Origin of the sequence: Actinophytocola sp., assembly GCF_035942955.1 — a bacterium.
Lineage (GTDB): Bacteria > Actinomycetota > Actinomycetes > Mycobacteriales > Pseudonocardiaceae > DASYTH01.
The window spans coordinates 1-19238 of record NZ_DASZCQ010000221.1 but is presented as its reverse complement, the minus strand read 5'-3'; the positions used below and the strand labels follow the sequence as shown (position 1 = coordinate 19238).

Below are 19238 nucleotides of genomic sequence, written 5' to 3'. Positions count from 1 at the left end.
TATGGGCGAACGCGCACTGATCGACCGTCACCGCGCCGTCATGCCGAGCTGGCTGGCGCTCTACTACGCCGACCCGATCGAGATCGTGCACGGCCACGGCCGGCGCGTCACCGACTCCAACGGCAGGACCTACCTCGACTTCTTCGCCGGCATCCTGACCAACGCGATCGGCTACGACGTCGCCGAGATCAGCGACGCCGTCCGCAAGCAGCTCGACACCGGCATCCTGCACACCTCGACGCTGTACCTGATCCGCAGCCAGGTCGAGCTGGCCGAGCGGATCGCCGAGCTGTCCGGGATCCCGGACGCCAAGGTCTTTCTGTGCAACTCGGGCACCGAGGCCAACGAGACCGCGCTGATGCTGGCCACCCAGTGGAGGCGCAGCAACCAGGTGCTGGCCATGCGCAACTCGTACCACGGCCGCGCGTTCGCCACCGTGGGGATCACCGGCAACCGCGGCTGGTCGGCCAGCTCGCTGTCCCCGGTGAAGGTCAGCTACGTGCACGGCGGCTACCGGTACCGCAGCCCGTTCTCCGGACTGTCCGACGCGGACTACATCAAGGCGTGCACCGAGGACCTGCGCGAGGTCATCCAGACCACGACCTCGGGGGACGTGGCGTGCCTGATCGCCGAGCCGATCCAGGGGGTGGGCGGGTTCTGCGTCCCGCCGGACGGGTTGTACGGCGCGTTCGCGGAAGTCCTTGCCGAGTACGGGATCCTGTTCATCTCCGACGAGGTGCAGACCGGCTGGGGGCGCACCGGCGAGCATTTCTGGGGCATCGGCGCGCACGGCGTCGTGCCGGACATGATGACGTTCGCCAAGGGCCTCGGCAACGGCCTGGCCATCGGCGGGGTGGTGGCCCGCGGCGACGTGATGGACGCCCTCGGCGCCAACTCGATCTCCACGTTCGGCGGCAATCCCGTGGCGACGGTCGGCGCCCGCGCGGTGCTCGACTACGTGCTCGATCACGACCTGCAGGCCAACGCCGCCAAGCAGGGCGCCCGGCTGATGGCCGGGCTGCGGGAGATCGCCGGGCGCCACCCGATCGTCGGGGATCTGCGCGGCAAGGGCCTCATGGTGGGCATCGAGCTGGTGGAGCCGGGCGGAACCACGCCGAGCGTCCGGCTGGCCACGGCGGTGCTCGAGGAGACCAGGGCACGCGGCCTGCTGGTCGGCAAGGGCGGGCTGCACAACAACGTGATCCGGCTGGCGCCGCCGATGACGGTGACCGAGGACGAGGTGGACGAGGCTCTGGGTGCGCTCGGCGGAGCGATCGCGACGGCGGAAGGTCAGTAGGCGGTGGAGATCAAGCGGATCAGTCACTGGATCGACGGCAAGCCGTGGGTGGGGGTGACCGAGCGGTCCGGCGACGTGTTCGACCCGGCAACCGGGGCGGTCACCGGCCGCGTCGACTTCGCCGCGCAGTCCGAAGTGGACCTCGCGGTTTCGGCCGCGGCGCGGGCGTTCCCCGGTTGGCGGGACACGTCGCTGGCGGCCAGGGCGAACGTGCTGTTCGCGTTCCGGGAGCTGCTCAACGCGCGCAAGAAGGAGCTGGCCGAGATCATCACCGCCGAGCACGGCAAGGTGCTCGACGACGCCGCCGGTGAGATCCAGCGGGCGCTGGAGGCCGTCGAGTTCGCCTGCGGCATCCCGCACCTGCTCAAGGGCGGGTTCAGCGAGAACGTGTCCCGGCGGGTGGACGTCTACTCGATCCGGCAGCCGCTCGGCGTGGTCGGGGTGATCTCCCCGTTCAACTTCCCGGCCATGGTGCCGTTGTGGTTCGTGCCCAACGCGATCGCCTGCGGCAACTCCGTCGTGCTCAAACCGTCCGAAAAGGACCCGTCGGCGTCGAACTGGGTGGCCGAGCTGTGGGCCGAGGCCGGCCTGCCCGACGGCGTGCTCAACGTGCTGCACGGCGACAAGGTCGCGGTCGACGGGTTGCTCACCCACCCGACCGTGCGGGCGATCTCGTTCGTCGGCTCCACCCCGATCGCCCGGTACGTCTACGAGACCGGCACCCGGAACGGCAAGCGCGTGCAGGCCCTCGGCGGCGCCAAGAACCACATGGTCGTGCTGCCCGACGCCGACCTCGATCTGGCCGCCGACGCCGCCGTGTCCGCCGGCTTCGGCTCGGCGGGCGAACGCTGCATGGCGATCTCCGTCGTCGTCGCGGTCGGCGACGCCGGCGACCCGCTGGTCGACAAGATCGGCGAGCGGATGTCCCGCCTGCACGTCGGCGACGGCCGCCGCGGCTGCGACATGGGCCCGCTGGTCACCGCCGCCCACCGCGACCGCGTCACGTCCTATGTGGACGCCGGGCTCGCCGCGGGCGCCACCCTGGCGGTGGACGGCCGGGACGTTCCGATCGACGGCTCACCCGACGGCTTCTGGCTCGGCCCCACCCTCTTCGACCACGTCCGCCCGGAGATGTCCATCTACACCGACGAGATCTTCGGCCCGGTCCTGTCCGTGGTCCGCGTGCCCACCTACGAGGCCGCCGTCGATCTGGTCAACGCCAACCCCTGGGGCAACGGCACCGCCATCTTCACCAACGACGGCGGCGCCGCCCGCAGGTACCAGAACGAGATCGAGGTCGGCATGGTCGGCGTCAACGTCCCCATCCCGGTCCCGGTCGGCTACTACTCCTTCGGCGGCTGGAAGGACTCCCTGTTCGGCGACACCCACGCCTACGGCCCGGACGGCATCCACTTCTTCACCCGCACCAAGGTCGTCACCAGCCGCTGGCTCGACCCCTCGCACGGCGGCGTCAACCTGGGCTTCCCGCGCCACGACTGAGACCGGCGAGGTAGGCGATCACCTCTTCGTGGTGGTGATATCGGGCCCAGCCAAGGGGTGTGCGGTCGTGCGGGACGGGCTCGGCGGGCGGGTCGGCGCCGTCGGGCGCCTCGGCGGTGGGGTCGGCGCCGAGCTCGACGAGGAGCCGCACGATGTCGAGCTGGCCGGTCAGGGCGGCGGTGCGCGGCGGCGGCCCCCACCCGCACCGGTCCTCGTCGATCGGGAAGCCGAGCGAGGCCAGCAGCGCGACGGCCCGGGCCCGGCCGAGCGCGACGGCCAGGTGGACTGGTTCGGGCACTCCTGAGGCGTTGCGGGCCCGCTCGGCCAGGCCGGCGTCGGCGGCCAGGAGCGGAAGGATGCGGCCGGGCTCGGCCGCGGCGTTTCCGTCGAACGCGGCGCGTCGGCGCCGCACGGCCGGCGGGGGAGCACGGCAGGATGCGGGCATGGACGAGCCGATCTCCGTGGGGCCCGTGCTGGTCGCCGTGCTGGTGCTGCTCACGGCGGTCGGGGCGGTGGTCGTGTGGGTGGGGCGGGTGGGGGCCGGGCGGTCGGTGGTGGTGGCCGCGGTGCGCGCCGCGGTGCAGCTGGCGGCGGTGTCCCTGCTCATCGCGGCGGTGTTGCGGTCGGCGTGGTGGACCGGGCTGTTCGTGCTGATGATGTTCACGGTCGCGGCGATCACCTCGGCGCGGCGGATCGGCGGGTTGCGGTCGGCGTGGCGGGCCGCGGCGCCGATCGGGTGCGGGGTGGCACCCGTGCTGGCGTTGTTGCTGAGCACCGGAACCGTAGCGACGCGGCCGGTGGTGCTGATTCCGGTGGCCGGGATCCTGATCGGCGGGGCGATGACCGCGACGTCGCTGGCCGGGGTCCGGGCGCTGGACGAGTTGCGGGCGCGGCACGGGGAGTACGAGGCGGCGCTGGCGCTGGGGTTCATGCCGCGGGCGGCGGCGTTGGAGATCTGCCGGGGGTCGGCGGGGCAGGCGCTGATCCCGGTGCTGGATCAGACCAGGACGGTGGGTTTGGTGACCCTGCCGGGTGCGTTCGTGGGGGTGCTGCTCGGCGGCGGGGATCCGATCCAGGCCGGGATCACGCAGCTGCTGGTGCTGATCGCGTTGCTGGCGGCGGAGGCGGTCGCGGTGCTGCTGACCGTGGAGCTGGTGGCGGCCGAAATGATTGGCCGGATGGATCGGGGCGAAGTCGGCCGAATTGCCCGCGCCGGGCGGTGACTGCTCGTATCGTCTGTCCGTGCAGGGTCCTGATCCGCGCTATTTGGGGAGCAAGATGACCGATTCGGTGCCCGACGCCATGCGCATGATCGACGATTGGGAGCGCAACGCGACCGAGAAGGCGGCGCGCTTTCAGCGGATGGCCGAGCAGGTCGAGCTGGTCAGCATCACCGAGTCGGTGGCCGACGGCGCGGTGCGGGTGACGGTGGGGCACAACGGGTTGCCCACCGACATCGCGATGACCGACGGGGTGCGGTCGATGGAGCCGGCCCAGATCGCGGCCAACGTGATGGCGGCGATCCGAAAGGCCCAGTCGCGCTATCCGGAGCGGCTGGCCGAGATTCTGGCCGACACGGTGGGCGAGGACGATCCGGCGGCGCAGCACATTCTGGCCAAGGCGCAGGAGAGCTTTCCGCCGCCGCCGGATGAGGAAGTGGCGCCGGGCAAGGAACGGATGGTGTTCGGCGACGTCGAAGACGACGACCGGTTGCCGCCGCCGCGTCCCGCGCCGCCCAGAACCACCCGGGCGCCGGACAACGGCGACGAGGACTTCGGCGACGGCTCGATCTTCGACAAGTGAGGGGGCGCGCGAGATGGACGGCTACGAGGTGCTCACCGGCGAGCTGGACGCCCACGCCGGCAAGGTCGACTCCTACACCGAACGGTTGCGCACCGCGGCGGACGCGGCGCGTCAGGTGACCATGAACGACTCCGCCTACGGCGTGGTGTGCCAGCCGTTCGCCATGCTGCTGCAGCCCTTCGAGGAGTTGGGGGTGCGCACCCTGCGGCAGGGCGTCGACGCGCTGGCCGACACCGCCCGCAAGGTCCGGGACACCGCGCGGAGCTACACCACCACCGACACCGCGGAAGCCGGCCAGTACCGCGGGATCGCGGAGCAGCTCTGATCACGCTGCGGATCCCGCGCGGCCGCCGCACGAACCCGGCGACGGTCGCACCCGCGGTCCAGCTTGCCCACCATGTTGCCGCGATGTGCTCCCGAAGTTGTCGTGATGAACGAGGGGATGCCGTAGATGCCTGACGCCAACCCGCTTGTGGCGGCGCCGCGGGAGACGACGACCGCGGTCACCGGGATCGGGATCGCCGAGTCCTGTGTGGACCTCGCACACGGCGTGTCCAACGGGGACTGGGTGGAGGCCGGGCTCGGGGTGCTCGGCGCCGGGCTCGAGGTCCTGTCGATGGTGATCGACCCGTTGGGCACGCTGGCCTCGTACGGGGTGTCGTGGTTGATCGAGCATGTGCGACCGTTGAAGGAGGCGTTGGACTGGTTCGCCGGTGACCCGCCGGTGATCCGGTCGTTCTCCGAGACGTGGGGCAACGTCGCCGCCGAGGTCAACGGGGTCGCGCAGGAGTTCATGACCGAGGCCGGCAGCGGCACGTCCGGCTGGACCGGGACCGCCGCGGACGCCTACCGCGGGCACGCCGCCGAGGCCGCGGACGCGTTGGCCGGGGCGGGCACGCTGGCCGACGGGATCTCGGTCGGTGTGATGATCATGGGCGAGGTCGTCGCGTTCGTCCGGGAGTTCATCCGGGATATGGTCGGCGAGCTGGTCGGCCGGTTGATCGCGTGGGCGCTGGAGGTGGCGGCGTCGTTCGGCCTTGCGACGCCCGCGGTGGTGGCGCAGGCGACGGCGGCGATCTCCAAGGTGGTCAACAAGGTTGCCGATGTGGTGCGCAAGCTGGTCAAGACGATCGGCAACGTGAGCCCGCGGATCCGGAAGATCATCGACAAGCTGGACGAGATCATCGGCAAGCTGTCCAAGCTGATGCGCCGGGCCGACGGCTCGGCACCCGACGCGCCGACCTCGGCCGCGCGGCACGCCGACGACGCCCCCACCGTCCGCGGCCCCGACGGCACCACCTCGCCGTCCGGCACGACCGGCCCGTCCGGCACGACGTCCCCCGACGCCCCCGCCGGCACCCGAAGCCCCGACACCACTTCCAGTCCCGACGCCAGCACGACGCCGAACGGCACGCGAGCCGGCGACGGGTCGACGTCGCCGGGCGGGACCAGGTCGTCCAGCCGCCCGGACAATCCCCGGGACACCTCGGCGCCGGTGGACGGGCGGCGGTGCACGAACGACCCGATCGACGTGGCGTCCGGCGAGATGGTGCTGCACCAGGCCGACGTGCAGCTGGACGGCGTGCTTCCGCTGCGGCTGACCCGCACCCATGTCTCCTCCTACCGCGCCGGCCGGTCGTTCGGCCGCTCCTGGGCGTCCACAGTGGACCAGCGGCTCGAGCTCGACGCGGCCGGCGTGGTGTTCGTGGCCGACGAGGGCATGATCCTGGTCTACCCGCGTCCCACCGGCGACGAGGCCGTGCTCCCGGTGGAGGGCGCCAGGTGGCCGCTGCGCCGCACCTCCGGCGGCTACCGGATCACCAAGCCCGAGACCGGCCAGACGCTGCACTTCACCGACGCCGCCCCGGTGGCGCCGCTGGCCGCGATCAGCGACCGCAACGGCAACCGGATCGACGTGCTGCGCGGCGCCGACGGCGTGCCGGCCGAGGTGCGCCACTCCGGCGGCTACCGGATCGGATTCGACAGCACCGGCGGCCGGGTGACCGCCATGCGCCTGCTCGGTTCCGGCGGCGCCGGCGACGTGCTCCTGCTGCGGTACCGCTACGACGAGGCCGGCCGGCTCCGCGAGATGATCAACTCCTCCGGCCGGGCGCTGCGGTTCGACTACGACACCGCGGGGCGCATCGTCCGGTGGGAGGACCGCAACGGCCAGTGGTACTCCTACACCTACGACGACCTCGGCCGCTGCGTGCGCAACGACGGCTCGGGCGGGTTCCTGGCCGGCGCGTTCGAATACCGGGACCGGCTGACGATCTTCACCGACTCCCTCGGCCACCAAACCCGCTTCCACCTCAACGAATCGGGCCAGGTGATCCGCGAGGTCGACCCGCTCGGCAACACCACGACCATCGAGTGGGACCGCCACGACCGGCCGCTGTCCCGCACCGACCCGCTCGGCCACACCACCCGCTACACCTATGACGACGACGGAAACCTGATCACGCTCGTCCGACCGGACGGCGGCCGGGCCACCGCGACGTACAACGAGCTCCGGCAGCCGGTCACGATCACCGATCCGGACGGCGGCGTGTGGCGGCGCGAGTACGACGGGCGCGGCAACGTGATCTCGGAGACCGACCCGGCCGGCGCGACCACGTTCTACGCCTACACACCCCACGGGCACCTGGCGTCGATCACCGATCCGCTCGGCAGGACCCGCCGCGTGACCACCGACGCCGCCGGGCTCCCCACGGCGGTCACCAACCCCGGCGGCGTCACCACGCGGTACGTCCGCGACGTGATGGGACGCGTCGCCGAGATCGTCGACCCGCTCGGCGGTGTGACCAGGTTGGGGTGGACGGTCGAGGGCAGGCTGATCTCCCGTAGCCTGCCGGACGGCTCCACCGACCGGTGGCGCTACGACGGCGAGGGCAATCAGGTCGAGCACGTGGATCCGACCGGTCAGGTCACGCGCACCGAGTACACCAGCTTCGACCTGCCCGCCGTGCGCGTCCACCCGGACGGCGCCCGCTACGAGTTCGGCTACGACACGCAGCTGCGGCTGGTCTCCGTCACCAACCCCCAGGGTCTCGTGTGGCGCTACGCCTACGATCCCGCCGGCCGGCCGGTCTCCGAGACCGACTTCAACGGCCGCACGACCACCTACTCCCACGACCCCGCCGGCCGGCTGCTCCAGCGCGTCAACGGCGCAGGCGAGCGCATCCGGTTCGTCCGGGACCCGCTGGGTCAGGTGACCGAGCAGCACACGTCGGACGACGCGGTGACCACCTTCGCCCACGACCCGATGGGCCGGCTCGTCCGCGCCACCAACCCGCACGCCGAGGTGATCATTCGGCGCGACCCGCTCGGCCGGATCGTCGCCGAGTCGATCAACGGGCACACGGTGTCGTCGACCTACGACGCGGCGGGCCGCCGGACCCGGGTCACCACGCCGTCGGGCGCGGAGTCGCGCTGGGAGTACGACGCCGACGACCATCCGGTCGCGCTGCACACCGCCGGCCACACCATGCGGTTCGGCTACGACGCGGCCGGCCGGGAGGTTCGGCGCGGCCTGGGCGCCGGCGCCGTGCTGACCCAGGGTTGGGACGCCAACCACCGGCTGATCACCCAGCGGATCACCGCTCCGGACCTGTACGGCCCGCCGCAAGCCGGGCGGACCCGCACGGTCCAGCAGCGCGCCTACCGGTACCGCGGGGACGGTTATCTGGTCGGCATCCAGGACGCGCTGGCCGGCGCGCGCCGGTTCGAGCTCGATCCGGCCGGGCGGATCCTCGGCGTGTACGGCGCCGGCTGGACCGAGCGGTACGCCTACGACCCGGCCGGCAACGTGACCGGCGCCGCCTGGCCGTTGCCCGCCGCGGTATCGGAGGCGGCGGCGCAGGGCGAGCGCGAGTACACCGGAACCCTGATCCGCCGCGCCGGTGCCACCCACTACGAGCACGACGGGCAGGGCCGCACGATCCGCCGGTGGCGCAGGACCCTCTCGGGCAAGACGGTGACCTGGCGGTACCGGTGGAGCGCCGACGACCGCCTGGTCGAGGTGACCGCCCCCGACGGTGCCCGGTGGCACTACCGCTACGACCCGCTCGGCCGCCGGATCGCCAAGGAGCGACACGCCGGGCCGGGCGACGGGGTGGTGGAGCGGATCGACTTCCGCTGGGACGGCATGGTCCTGTCGGAGCAGACCCATTCCGCTGGGACGACGACCACGTGGACCTGGGAGCCCGGCGGGTTCCGCCCGCTCACCCAGACCGAGCGCGTCCCACTCCGCGACGCTCCGCAGGAGTGGGTGGATCACCAGTTCTACGCGCTGATCACCGACGTCGTCGGCACGCCGGTCGAGATGGTCGACCCGGACGGGGATCTGGCCTGGCACGCGCGGACCACGGTGTGGGGCGTCGGGCTCGGCCCGGCCGGCGACGGACCGTACTGCCCGCTGCGCTTCCCCGGCCAGTACCGCGATCCCGAGACCGGCGACAACTACAACGTCCACCGCTACTACGACGCCGAGTCGTCCCGGTACGAGAGCACCGACCCGCTCGGCCTCGCCGGCTCGTTCAACCCGCACGCCTACGTGGTCAACGCGCTGACCTGGATGGACCCGCTGGGGCTCACCCCGTGCCGGATCAGGCAACTGCGGTTCGATCTCGGCCACGCGGACATGAGCATTCGCGACTACGACGTCGTCCACGTGCCTGAGATCATCGGGCCGAACGGTTTGCCGGCGTACGGCCGGTCCCCGGCATACGGCGACGGAACACCGTTCCTCGGGCCGAACGGCCGGCCGCTCATCGAGATCTCCGACCTCGGACTGGCCTCGCGCGATCAGGCGGTTTCGACCATATACCACGAGATCTACCACATTCGCTCGCGGCAGGTCTGGGGGCATCCCGGAACGGAGGCGCAGGCCGAGGAGTTCGGTCAGCGCATGCTCGCGCAGTTCAACCGGAGAGCGAGGGCGCTGGGGCTATGAGCCGGTGGCGGGAATACTCCAGGGAGCAGGTCGACGCGCTCGCGTCGTCGGCCCCCCCGATCACGGACCCGGCCGAGCGGACCTGCCCGGCGTGCGGCGCGACCGCCGTGCGCAAGTACATCTACGAGGGCAGCCGGCTCGGTCGCCCGATCAGCTTCTCGTACGTGTGGTGCGGCAACTGCCACCGGTACTCGTCGTCGACCGGAATCGGCATATCGGATCACTACGACTTCGACGACCCCGCCGACGCGTCGCCCACGCTGCGGAGCCTCCGCGACGACAACCTCTTCGGCCTGCTCGACCACCTGGACGCCATGTGGGGTTCTCCCGGCCTGCCGCAATGGTTCCGGGTCCGCAAGGGCTGACAGATCGCGGCCATATCGTCGACAGATTGGTATGTAGGGCGGTCGTTCACCCGCGAACGGTGTGACATTGGGTTGCATGTGGAGGGAGTGGCCGGGCCCGGCGGTGCATCGCACGATCGTCGTCGTCGACGTCGAAGGGTTCGGTGACGACCGCCGGACCAGCGCGCACCAGGTCGCGGTACGGGCCGGCCTGTACCGGGTGCTCCGACAGGCCTTCGAGCACGCCGGGGTGTCCTGGGATGCCTGCGATCATGAGGACCGGGGCGACGGCGTCTTCGTCCTGGCCCCCGCCGAGACGCCCAAGGCGCCGTTCGTGGACGAGGTGCCGCTCGCTCTGGTGAAGGCGTTGCGCGAGCACAACACCACCCATGCCGACGCGGCGCGGATCCGGCTGCGGATGGCCCTGCACGCCGGCGAAGTCACCTACGACGCGTACGGCGTCACCGCCACGGCGGTCAACCTGGCCTTCCGCCTACTCGACGCCGCCCCGCTGAAATCCGCGCTGGCCGAATCCCCAGGTGTGCTCGCAATGATCACCTCCGGCTGGTTCTTCGACGAAGTGGTCCGCCACAGCCCCGCCGGCGACGCCGCCACCTACCGGCCCGTGCGCGTCACCGTGAAGGAAACGTCCACAATGGCTTGGATCACCCTGCCCGACCACCCCTACCCGCCGTCCACTCCACACCGGTTCGACGAACTGCCGGTGCCCCGCCAACTGCCCCTCGCCATCCGGGATTTCACGAGCCGCACCGAGCACCTAGACGCACTGGATGCCTTGCTCACCAACGACAATGCCAACCAGGCCGTAGTGATCACAGCCATCGACGGCACCGCCGGCGTCGGCAAGACAACCTTGGCCGTGCACTGGGCACATCGGGTACAGCACCAATTCCCCGACGGCACCCTGTACGTCAACCTCCGCGGCTACGGCCCAGGACAACCGGCCACCCCGGCCGAGGTTCTCGATAGCTTCCTGCGCACATTGGGCTGTCCACCACAACAGATTCCCATCGGCCTCGAGGCGCAGTCGGCGCTGTACCGGTCTTTGCTGGCCGAGCGGCAGGTGCTGATCGTGCTGGACAACGCCAATGCCGCGCAGACGGTTCGGCCTCTGCTGCCCGGAAGCCCTGGCTGCCTTGTGCTGATCACCAGCCGCGCCAGCCTGACCGGGCTCGTGGTCAGCGAAGCCGCCGCCCGCCTGGCCCTGGACCTATTCAGCTCCGCCGAGGCGCTGGATCTGGTGCGCGGGATCGTGGGAGACGATCAGGTCGCCGCCGAGCCGCATGCGGTCATGGAACTGATCCGGATCTGTGCCCGCCTCCCCTTGGCGTTGCGCATCGCCGCCAGCCGGCTACGGCACTCAATTGCCGATGTGGTCGCCGAGTTGGGTGCCGGGCTCGACGCGTTGAGCACACCAGGAGATGAGCCAACGTCTGTGTGCGCCGTGTTCAACTGGTCCTACCAGCGGCTGAATCCCAGCCAGGCGCGGCTGTTCCGACGTCTGGGGCTCCATCCCGGTCCCGAGATCAGTCTTTACGCCGCCGCTGCGGTCGCCGACCTCGATTTGCCCGAAACGCGGCTGCTGCTCGAGGCGCTTACCGACGCCCACCTCCTCGAGCCTATTGCCCGGAATCGCTACCGCTTGCACGACCTGCTACGCGCATACGCCACCGACCGCGCCGAACACCACGACCCCAGCCAGGACCGCGACCGGGGCCGCCGAACCTTGCTTGAGTGGTACGCGCACCATAGCGCGGCCGCCTATCGAGCCTTTTTCCCAGCGGATACCGACGATCAGTTGTTACTCATCGTCAACACTCACGCAGATCCACCGATCACCTTTTCCGATATTGCGGATGCCTGGACGTGGCTGGAGACCGAGCAAGAGAACCTGCTCGCTGCCGCTCATCACGCCGCCAACCATCAACTCCCCGAGCCCGCCATTCTCATATGTCATACCAGTTCGATGGTCCGGAAGTGGCGAGGGGAGTGGAACGCTGCGCTTGACCTCGGCGAGCTTGGATTGGCCGTTGCCCGTCGCAGCGGCAACCGCTACTGCGAGTGCCGCGCCCTCGTGAATGTCGCCGAGGTGCAGCACGAGGTTCGCCAGTGGGCGGACGCCGTCGCTACGGGCCAGGAAGCGTTGGAGCTGGCCCAGGCTCTAGGCGAGCCGTACATTGAGGCCCTTGCGCTTAATGATCTCGGTCGTTGTTGCATTGCGCGAGGGCGTTATGCCGAAGCAATCGACTATCTCCGACCAGCTCTACCGCTCAGCTCAGGCGCACAGCGCGGACGCTTCGAAGGTGTGATCGAGGGCAACCTCGGCAGCGCGCATATTGGCCAGGGCCATTACGAGCAGGCCCTCTACCACCTCGAACGCAGTCTGAACATCCGTCGGCAGGCCGGTGACTGGGCGGGCGAACCATATGCGCTAGGACAGATCGCGCGCGCTCGGCAGGCAATGGGCGCACACCCTGAGGCAATCGCCCTCTGCGAACAAGCACTGAGCATGGCGCCCGACCACGCCTATCCGCCGAGCACAGCCGGAACCCTGGACACCTTGGGTAGATCACTGCAACACGTCGGGGACATGGAACGTGCCATGACGTGCTGGCATAAGGCACTAGAGATTTTTGATAGGTTCGGTGATCCGCGTGCTGAGGAGGTGCGGGCGCGGTTAGGGGGAGAGCTTGGTGTAGTCGCGGGTGAGCCAGTGTTCGGGGCGCATGTGGATGCGGACCATGCGTTCGGTGGCGCCGGCCGTGTTCTCGATGTAGGCGTCGGCGCCTTCGGGGCCGAGGTAGCGGTTGGCGAGGGACCAGCGTTGGTCGATGGTGACGGTGTCGTCGATGGTGGTGATCGGGCCTTCGGCTGAGGCGTACTGGTAGGGCAGTGCGGTGCCCTGGACGCAGAGGGTGATGCGACCGGCGCGGCGGATCAGCTCGGTCTTGCGGCTGTCCCGTTCGGTGATCAGGGTGACCTCGCCGCCGGGTTGGTAGTCGTACCAGATCGGGACGGCCAGCGGGGCGCGGCCGTCCGCCCCGGCGACCGCCAGGACCGCGACGTGCACCTGGGCCAGGAAGGCCTGGCGTTCCTCGACCGTCATCGCCAGCGACATGCGGTCCACGCTAGCGGACATCCCGCTGGGACAATGGCTGCCCATGGAGACCCTCGCGGTGGTGCTGGTCGTTGTCGGGGTGCTGGGGGTCGGGGTCGGGTTGGTCGTGATCATGCGGCTGCGGGCCGAGATGGGGCGGCTGGCGGAACGGGCCGAGCGGGTGGCAGCGCGGGTGGCGGCGTTGCCGCCGGACCTGTCCCGGGTGTTCGGCAACCATGATCGGCACATCATCTCGGTGGAGCTGCTGAACCTGTTCGAGCTGGCGCACCGGGAGACCTGGGTGGCGCGGCCGCTGTCGGTGCTCACCCCGCGGCTGCTGCGCGACGTCATCCACCGCGCGGTGGTCGGCCGGGTGCGGGAGAACCTGGCCGCGTCCGGGGTCGAGGCCGACGTGCGGCTGCACCGTGTCCGGTAGCGCGCTGCTGGCCGCCGGCCTGGTGTTGACGCTGGCCGCCGGGTTGCTGCTGACCGCGGCGATCAGGCTGCGTCGGCGGGTGCGGCGGACCGCCTGGCTGCTCACCCGGGTGGCCGCGGCGATCGGCGAGGCGGAGCGCGCCGGCCGGATCCGGGCGGAGCTGGCCGACACGCCATGAGGACCGCCCCGGCGGGACGGTCCTCACACCGAGCAGCCCCTCACCGGGCGTTGATCACCTCCTTGGCGTCGTTGATCGGGATCGCGAAGCCGATCCCGACGCTGCCGGCCGCCCCGTCCGGGCCGGAGACCGGGGAGTACATCGCGGAGTTGATGCCGATCACCCGGCCGGCGGCGTCGAACAGCGGGCCGCCCGAGTTGCCCTGGTTGATCGAGGCGTCGGTCTGGATCGCGTGGTACGTCACGGCCGAGCCGTTCCTGCTGTTGCCGAACGGGAGCGGGCTGCGCTCGCCCTGCTCGCCGGACACCGTGACCTCGCGGTTGAGCGCGCTGACGATCCCGGTGGTAACGGTGCCCCGCAGGCCGCCGGGCGAGCCGATCGCGATCACCTCGTCGCCGACCTTCACCGTGCTCGAGTCGCCGAGCGTCGCGGCGGTCAGGCCGCTGACGCCCTGTGCCTGCAGCAGTGCCAGGTCGCTGCTCGGGTCGGTGGTGACCACGGTGGCGTCGACGGTCCGGCCGTCGGACAGCGTGACGGTCACCTGGTCGGCGCCGGACACGACGTGGTTGTTGGTCAGGATCCGGCCGTCCGAGCTGATGATCACGCCGGAGCCGATGCCCTCCTGGCTGCCGGAGCTCACGTTGACCTGGACCACGCTCGGCAGCACCTTCGCCACGACGCCGCTGAGATCGGTCGGGGTCGTGGCCGACACCGGCTGCGCGCCGGCGCCGTTCTGGGCGGATGCCGCGGGGGTGTCCGATCCGGCCACCAGCGCCCCGACGGTGCCGCCGAGCCCGCCGGCCGCGAGCGTGGCGGCCGCCGCGACGACGAGGACGCCGCGGCTGATCCGGCGTCCCGCCTTGGGCGCCTTCGGCGGGGGAACCTGGGGCGGTGGCGGCGTCCAGCTCGGGTAGGGCGGGACGGCGCCGGTCGGCTGAGGCTGGCTGTGGTGTTGTGGAGTCTCGGTCATGCCCTCACGGTCGCGCCCGCGGGTGAGAGCAGCCTGTGAGCCCGCATAGGCCTTGCCAAGAAGTCCCTGTCATTGCGCCCAGGGCGGGCGCACCGTGGTGCCGTCGGCCATGGTGCCGACGAAGCCGGCGCGGATGGCGACGTACAGCTCGGCCGCGGTGTCGCCGGTGTTGACCAGCGCGATGGGGCTGCCGGCCGGCACGACCATGGCATCGCCCGTGCCGAGCTCGGGCCCGTCCGGGGTGACCCGGACCGAGCCGGAGATCACCATGAACACCTCGTCCTTGTCGAGGGTGTGCGGCTCGGGCCGGTCCCGGCTCGGCGCCACGGTGAGGCGCCAGGTGCAGATGTCGGCCGAGCCTCGGCTCGGCGCGGCCAGCCCGGTGAACTCCACGCCCGGCAGGGAGAAGCGCGGCGCGTCCGCGGCCCGGATGACGGTCATGATCCCTCCAGATAGACAAGTAGGCTTGTTCAACGCGGCTTGTCTATCATGTCCGGTATGACCGCGACAAGGCTGGACTTCGGCATCCTGCTGGCGCAGGCCTACCAGGAGTTCGTGCGACAGCTTCGGGCGACGCTCGCCGAGCAGGGCTTCACCGACCAGGGCCGGTCGGACGGGTACGTGTTCCGGGCGCTGGACGCCGCGCCGCTGACGGTCAGCGAGCTGGCCGAGCGGTTGGAGATCAGCAAGCAGGGCGCCGGCCAGATCGTCGACGACATGGAGCGCCGCGGCTACGTCGAGCGCAGGCCGGACCCGCGGGACGGCCGGGCCCGGACGCTGCACCTGTCCGAGCGCGGCCGGGCGGCGCTGGCCGCGGCCCGCCGGTTCCACCAGCGGTACGAGCGCCGCATGATCCGCGAGCACGGACCCGACGCCGTGGCCACCCTGCGGACGCTGCTGCTGGCGATGGTGGGGGAGGACCAGGCCGCCGACCCGCGGTTCCGCGCGCTGTACCTGTGAAGCCGTAGGGTGGCGATCCGTGGACAACGAGACCTCCTTTCTCCGGCTGCAGGCACGAACCCAGCGGTTCACGCTCGGGTCGCCGCGCGAGTTCCGGATTGCCCCGGACGGGTCCCGGCTGCTGTTCCTTCGCTCGGGCTCGGGCGAGGATCGCCAGCACATCCTGTGGCGGCTCGACCTCGACACCGGCGCGGAGACCCGGCTGGCCGACCCGGCCGAGCTGCTGCACGGCGCCGAGGAGCTGCCGCCCGAGGAGCGGGCCCGGCGGGAGCGGGCGCGGGAGCAGGGCGGGGGAGTGCTCGGCGTCGCCACCGACGAGGAGGTCCGGATCGCCGCGTTCGCCCTGTCCGGCCACCTGTTCGTGGCCGACGCGGTGACCGGCGAGGTGCGCGAGCTGGACGCCGCGGGCCCGGTGGTGGACCCGCGGCCCGACCCGACCGGCAGCCACGTGGCCTATGTGGCCGGGGACGCGTTGCGGGTGGTGGCGGTGGACGGCAGCGGCGACCGCGCGCTGGCCGAGCCGGACGGGCCGGACCGGGCGTGTGGGCTCGCCGAGTTCATCGCCGCCGAGGAGATGGGCCGCTCGCGCGGGTACTGGTGGTCGCCGGACGGAACCCGGCTGCTCGTCGCGCACACCGACCGGCGTGGCGTGCGGAAGTGGCACATCGCCGATCCGGCCAACCCGGACGCGGAGCCCAACACCGTGTCCTACCCCGCGGCCGGGACCGACAACGTCATCGTCGGGCTGGCCGTCATCGGCCTTGACGGGACCAGGGTCGAGGTCGACTGGGACGGCCGGGAGCTGCCCTACCTGGCCACCGTGCACTGGTCGGCCGGCGGCCCGCCGCTGATCGCGCTGCAGTCCCGCGACCAGCGCCGGATGCAGATCCGCTCGGTCGACCCGGACACCGGCGGCACCGAGCTGCTGTGCGAGGAGACCGACGAGCACTGGGTGGACATCGTCGCCGGGGTCCCGGCCTGGACCTCCGACGGCCGGCTGGTCCGGGTGTCCAATCGGGACGGTGCGTACCGGTTGGTGGTGGACGACAAGGAGCTGACCGACCCGGGCCTGCAGGTGCGGTCGGTGCCGCACGTGGGCGCGGACGTGCTCATCACCGCGTCCGAACAGGACCCGACCCAGGTGCACGTGTACCGGGTCGGGGACGACACGCCGCTTCGTCTGTCCACAGAGGACGGCGTGCACAGCGCGACCAGGAGCGGGGACGTCACGGTGCTCACCTCGTGGACGCTGGACCGGGCCGGCCAGCAGGTGCGCGTGCTGCGCGGCGGCGAGCAGGTGGCCGAGGTGACGTCGTACGCCGTGAACCCGCCGATCGAGCCGAATTTGAGGCTGCTCACCGTCGGCGAGCGCCGGCTGCGGGCGGCGCTGCTGCTGCCCACCGGCCACCGGCCCGGCGACGGCCCGCTGCCGGTGCTGCTCGACCCGTACGGCGGGCCGCACGCGCAGCGGGTGCTGGCCAGCCGCAGCGCCTTCGTGCAGGGCCAGTGGCTGGCCGACCAGGGCTTCGCGGTGCTGATCGCCGACGGGCGGGGCACGCCCGGCCGGGGTCCGGCATGGGACCGGGAGATCGCGTTCGACCTCGCCGGGGTCACGCTGGCCGACCAGGTGGACGCGCTGCACGCGGTGGCCGCGGAGCATCCCGAGCTTGATCTGTCCAAAGTGGCCATTCGGGGCTGGTCGTACGGCGGCTACCTGTCCGCGCTTGCCGTGCTGCGCCGGCCGGACGTGTTCCACGCGGCGATCGCCGGCGCCCCGGTCACCGACTGGCGGCTCTACGACACCCATTACACGGAGCGGTATCTGGGGCACCCGGACGAGCGACCCGAGGTGTACCGACGCAACTCGCTGATCGACGACGCGCCGAACCTGACCCGGCCGCTGCTGATCATCCACGGGCTGGCCGACGACAACGTCGTGGTGGCCCACTCGCTGCGGCTGTCGTCCGCGCTGGTCGCCGCCGGCCGCCCGCACGCGCTGGTCCCACTGCCCGGCGTCACCCACATGACCCCGCTCGACGACGAGGTATCGGAGAACTTCATGCTCATGCAGCTGCGCTGGCTCAAGGAGGTACTCAAGGTGGCCGGAACGTGACGCGCGGCACGCAAGGCGACCACCGAGCGCGCCAGGGCCGGAGGCCCGGAATCGCGGTGGCAGGGCTGCAGACGGCAATTGGCGAGGCATGGCGGAAAGAAGCCCTGCCGGAGCGATTTCGGCGCGCGCAAAGCCGCGGACAAGACCGACTGGGGGTGGGTCAATGAGCAGCCCTGCAAACGAAGTCCACAAGCGTGATCGGCCGCCGATGTCTGGACCGACGAGCAGCGCAGGGAGCGAGCGCCAGCGAGTGACCGAGCAGCGCAGGAGGGAAGACATCGGGTCAGAGGCCGATCACCGCGCGAGCGAGCTTGCGAGCGAGCGCGATCGAACACGGTGGGGCATCACCTTGCCGTTGACCGGGGTTCCGCTGCCCGCGCACCGCGAGCTGGTGCGGGAGCTGCCGTCGCTTGGCTACACCGACGCGTGGTCGGCCGAGACCGCCGGCACCGACGCGTTCACCCCGCTGGCCCTGGTCGCCGAGTGGGCGCCGGAGCTGCGGCTGGGCACCGCGATCGTGCCGGTGTACACCCGCGGCGCCGGGCTGCTGGCGATGAGCGCGGCCGCCATCGCCGAGATCGCGCCCGGCCGGTTCGTGCTCGGCGTCGGCACCTCGACGCCGACGATCGTGCAGGGGTGGAACGGCGTGCCGTTCAGCCAGCCGTACGCCCGGACCAGGGACACCGTGCGGTTCCTGCGGTCCGCGCTGGCCGGGGAGAAGGTCACCCGCGAGTACGAGACGTTCTCGGTCAGCCGGTTCCGCCTCGAGCGCCCGCCGCAGCCGCCGCCGCAGATCATGATCGCCGCGCTGCGCCCCGGCATGCTCCGGCTGGCCGCGCGCGAGGCCGACGGGGCGATCACGAACTGGCTGGCGCCGAGCGACGTGCCCAAGGTCCGCGCCGAGCTGGGCCCGGACCGCGAGCTGGCGGCGCGGATCTTCGTCTGCCCGACCGAGGACGCCGAGGCCGCCCGCGGGCTTGGCCGGCTGCTGATCTCCAGCTACCTCACGGTTCCGGTGTACGCGGCGTTCCACGAATGGCTGGGCCGCGGCGAGGCGCTGCGGCCGATGCACGAGGCCTGGGCGGCCGGCGACCGGGCCGGCGCCAACGCGGCCATCCCGGACGAGGTGGTCGACGAGCTGATCGTGCACGGCAGCGTGGCGTACTGCCGGGAGCGGGTGGCGGCCTACCTCGAGGCCGGCCTGGACACCCCGGCGATCGCGCTGCTGCCCACCGGGGACGACCCGCTGCACCTGGTCCGGGCGCTGGCTCCCACCCGGTAGACGCCTTCCCTACTCCCGCATGAACGGCACGTTGCTTTCCGTCGGGTCACCCGATCGGGGCGACGGAAACGCCGTATTGTGCACATCGAGGGGCCGCCCGCCTCCGGGGGCGAGGTTCTGGCGAAGGGAAACACCATGCACACCTCGGCGAACGTGCGCCCGGACACCGCGGCCCGCGCGCCGCTTGCCGGCGGGGTGGCCGGCGCTCGCGAGGTGCGCGAGCTCGTCGAGGTGGCCGTGCGGGCGCTGGCCGACGGCGCGGTCGACCGGAGCGGGCCCGCTC

At 71.5% G+C, this 19238-nt stretch carries 16 protein-coding genes and 1 pseudogene; 13 read left to right on the top strand and 4 right to left on the bottom strand.

Going from position 1 to position 19238, the window contains the following annotated elements:
• Position 1: 1 nt before the first annotated feature.
• Together VGX25_RS22615 and VGX25_RS22610 are read left to right on the top strand one after the other, a co-directional pair.
• Positions 2-1297 (top strand): aspartate aminotransferase family protein, encoded by a 1296-nt coding sequence (locus VGX25_RS22615; protein WP_326919874.1) that lies wholly within the window; start codon positions 2-4, stop codon positions 1295-1297.
• Positions 1298-1300: 3 nt separating this feature from the next.
• Entirely contained in the window at positions 1301-2797 is a 1497-nt protein-coding gene (locus VGX25_RS22610; RefSeq protein ID WP_326919873.1) for a CoA-acylating methylmalonate-semialdehyde dehydrogenase, read from the top strand.
• On the opposite strand, the gene VGX25_RS22605 is transcribed toward VGX25_RS22610, so the two are convergent.
• Entirely contained in the window at positions 2769-3209 is a 441-nt protein-coding gene (locus tag VGX25_RS22605; RefSeq protein WP_326919872.1) for a hypothetical protein, read from the bottom strand. The genes VGX25_RS22610 and VGX25_RS22605 overlap by 29 nt on opposite strands.
• 31 nt (positions 3210-3240) lie before the next feature.
• Here VGX25_RS22605 and VGX25_RS22600 point away from each other — a divergent pair, with 31 nt between their 5' ends.
• The 6 genes and pseudogenes from VGX25_RS22600 to VGX25_RS22575 form a co-directional block, all read left to right on the top strand.
• Positions 3241-4020, top strand: coding sequence for an ABC transporter permease (locus VGX25_RS22600; RefSeq protein ID WP_326919871.1), 780 nt, complete (start codon positions 3241-3243; stop codon positions 4018-4020).
• Between the two features lie 55 nt (positions 4021-4075).
• Positions 4076-4600: a YbaB/EbfC family nucleoid-associated protein gene (locus VGX25_RS22595; protein WP_326919870.1), complete on the top strand. Its 525-nt coding sequence runs from the start codon at positions 4076-4078 to the stop codon at positions 4598-4600.
• Between the two features lie 13 nt (positions 4601-4613).
• Positions 4614-4925, top strand: a complete 312-nt coding sequence (locus tag VGX25_RS22590; RefSeq protein WP_326919869.1) for a type VII secretion target — start codon at positions 4614-4616, stop codon at positions 4923-4925.
• A gap of 126 nt (positions 4926-5051) precedes the next feature.
• On the top strand, positions 5052-9554 hold the full coding sequence (locus VGX25_RS22585) for a DUF6531 domain-containing protein (RefSeq protein ID WP_326919868.1): 4503 nt from the start codon (positions 5052-5054) through the stop codon (positions 9552-9554).
• Entirely contained in the window at positions 9551-9919 is a 369-nt protein-coding gene (locus tag VGX25_RS22580; RefSeq protein ID WP_326919867.1) for a hypothetical protein, read from the top strand. The genes VGX25_RS22585 and VGX25_RS22580 overlap by 4 nt, the downstream gene beginning before the upstream one ends.
• Before the next feature lie 76 nt (positions 9920-9995).
• Positions 9996-12425 (top strand): annotated as a pseudogene (locus tag VGX25_RS22575) (tetratricopeptide repeat protein); the annotation flags it as partial.
• Positions 12426-12596: 171 nt separating this feature from the next.
• Here the strand turns inward: VGX25_RS22575 and VGX25_RS22570 are convergent.
• On the bottom strand, positions 12597-13037 hold the full coding sequence (locus tag VGX25_RS22570) for a pyridoxamine 5'-phosphate oxidase family protein (RefSeq protein ID WP_326919866.1): 441 nt from the start codon (positions 13035-13037) through the stop codon (positions 12597-12599).
• Here VGX25_RS22570 and VGX25_RS22565 point away from each other — a divergent pair.
• Positions 13036-13452, top strand: a complete 417-nt coding sequence (locus VGX25_RS22565; protein ID WP_326919865.1) for a hypothetical protein — start codon at positions 13036-13038, stop codon at positions 13450-13452. The two genes, VGX25_RS22570 and VGX25_RS22565, sit on opposite strands and share 2 nt — an antisense overlap.
• On the top strand, positions 13442-13630 hold the full coding sequence (locus VGX25_RS22560) for a hypothetical protein (protein ID WP_326919864.1): 189 nt from the start codon (positions 13442-13444) through the stop codon (positions 13628-13630). Before VGX25_RS22565 ends, VGX25_RS22560 begins: the two co-directional genes overlap by 11 nt.
• Before the next feature lie 40 nt (positions 13631-13670).
• Here VGX25_RS22560 and VGX25_RS22555 read toward each other — a convergent pair whose 3' ends face one another.
• Together VGX25_RS22555 and VGX25_RS22550 are read right to left on the bottom strand one after the other, a co-directional pair.
• Positions 13671-14600, bottom strand: a complete 930-nt coding sequence (locus tag VGX25_RS22555) for a S1C family serine protease (protein ID WP_326919863.1) — start codon at positions 14598-14600, stop codon at positions 13671-13673.
• 69 nt (positions 14601-14669) lie between these two features.
• Positions 14670-15041 carry a cupin domain-containing protein gene (locus VGX25_RS22550; protein ID WP_326919862.1) on the bottom strand — a complete coding sequence of 124 codons (372 nt, stop codon included), beginning with the start codon at positions 15039-15041 and terminating at the stop codon, positions 14670-14672.
• Between the two features lie 57 nt (positions 15042-15098).
• Here VGX25_RS22550 and VGX25_RS22545 point away from each other — a divergent pair, with 57 nt between their 5' ends.
• The 3 genes from VGX25_RS22545 (at position 15099) to VGX25_RS22535 (ending at position 18955) form a co-directional block, all read left to right on the top strand.
• A complete protein-coding gene (locus tag VGX25_RS22545) occupies positions 15099-15560 on the top strand; it encodes a MarR family winged helix-turn-helix transcriptional regulator (protein ID WP_326919861.1) in 462 nt (153 codons plus the stop codon).
• 19 nt (positions 15561-15579) lie between these two features.
• Positions 15580-17673 carry a S9 family peptidase gene (locus tag VGX25_RS22540; protein ID WP_326919860.1) on the top strand — a complete coding sequence of 698 codons (2094 nt, stop codon included), beginning with the start codon at positions 15580-15582 and terminating at the stop codon, positions 17671-17673.
• Between the two features lie 355 nt (positions 17674-18028).
• The gene (locus VGX25_RS22535) at positions 18029-18955 is read left to right on the top strand and encodes an LLM class F420-dependent oxidoreductase (protein WP_326919859.1); all 927 of its coding nucleotides are present in this window, start codon (positions 18029-18031) and stop codon (positions 18953-18955) included.
• Positions 18956-19238 lie beyond the last annotated feature (283 nt).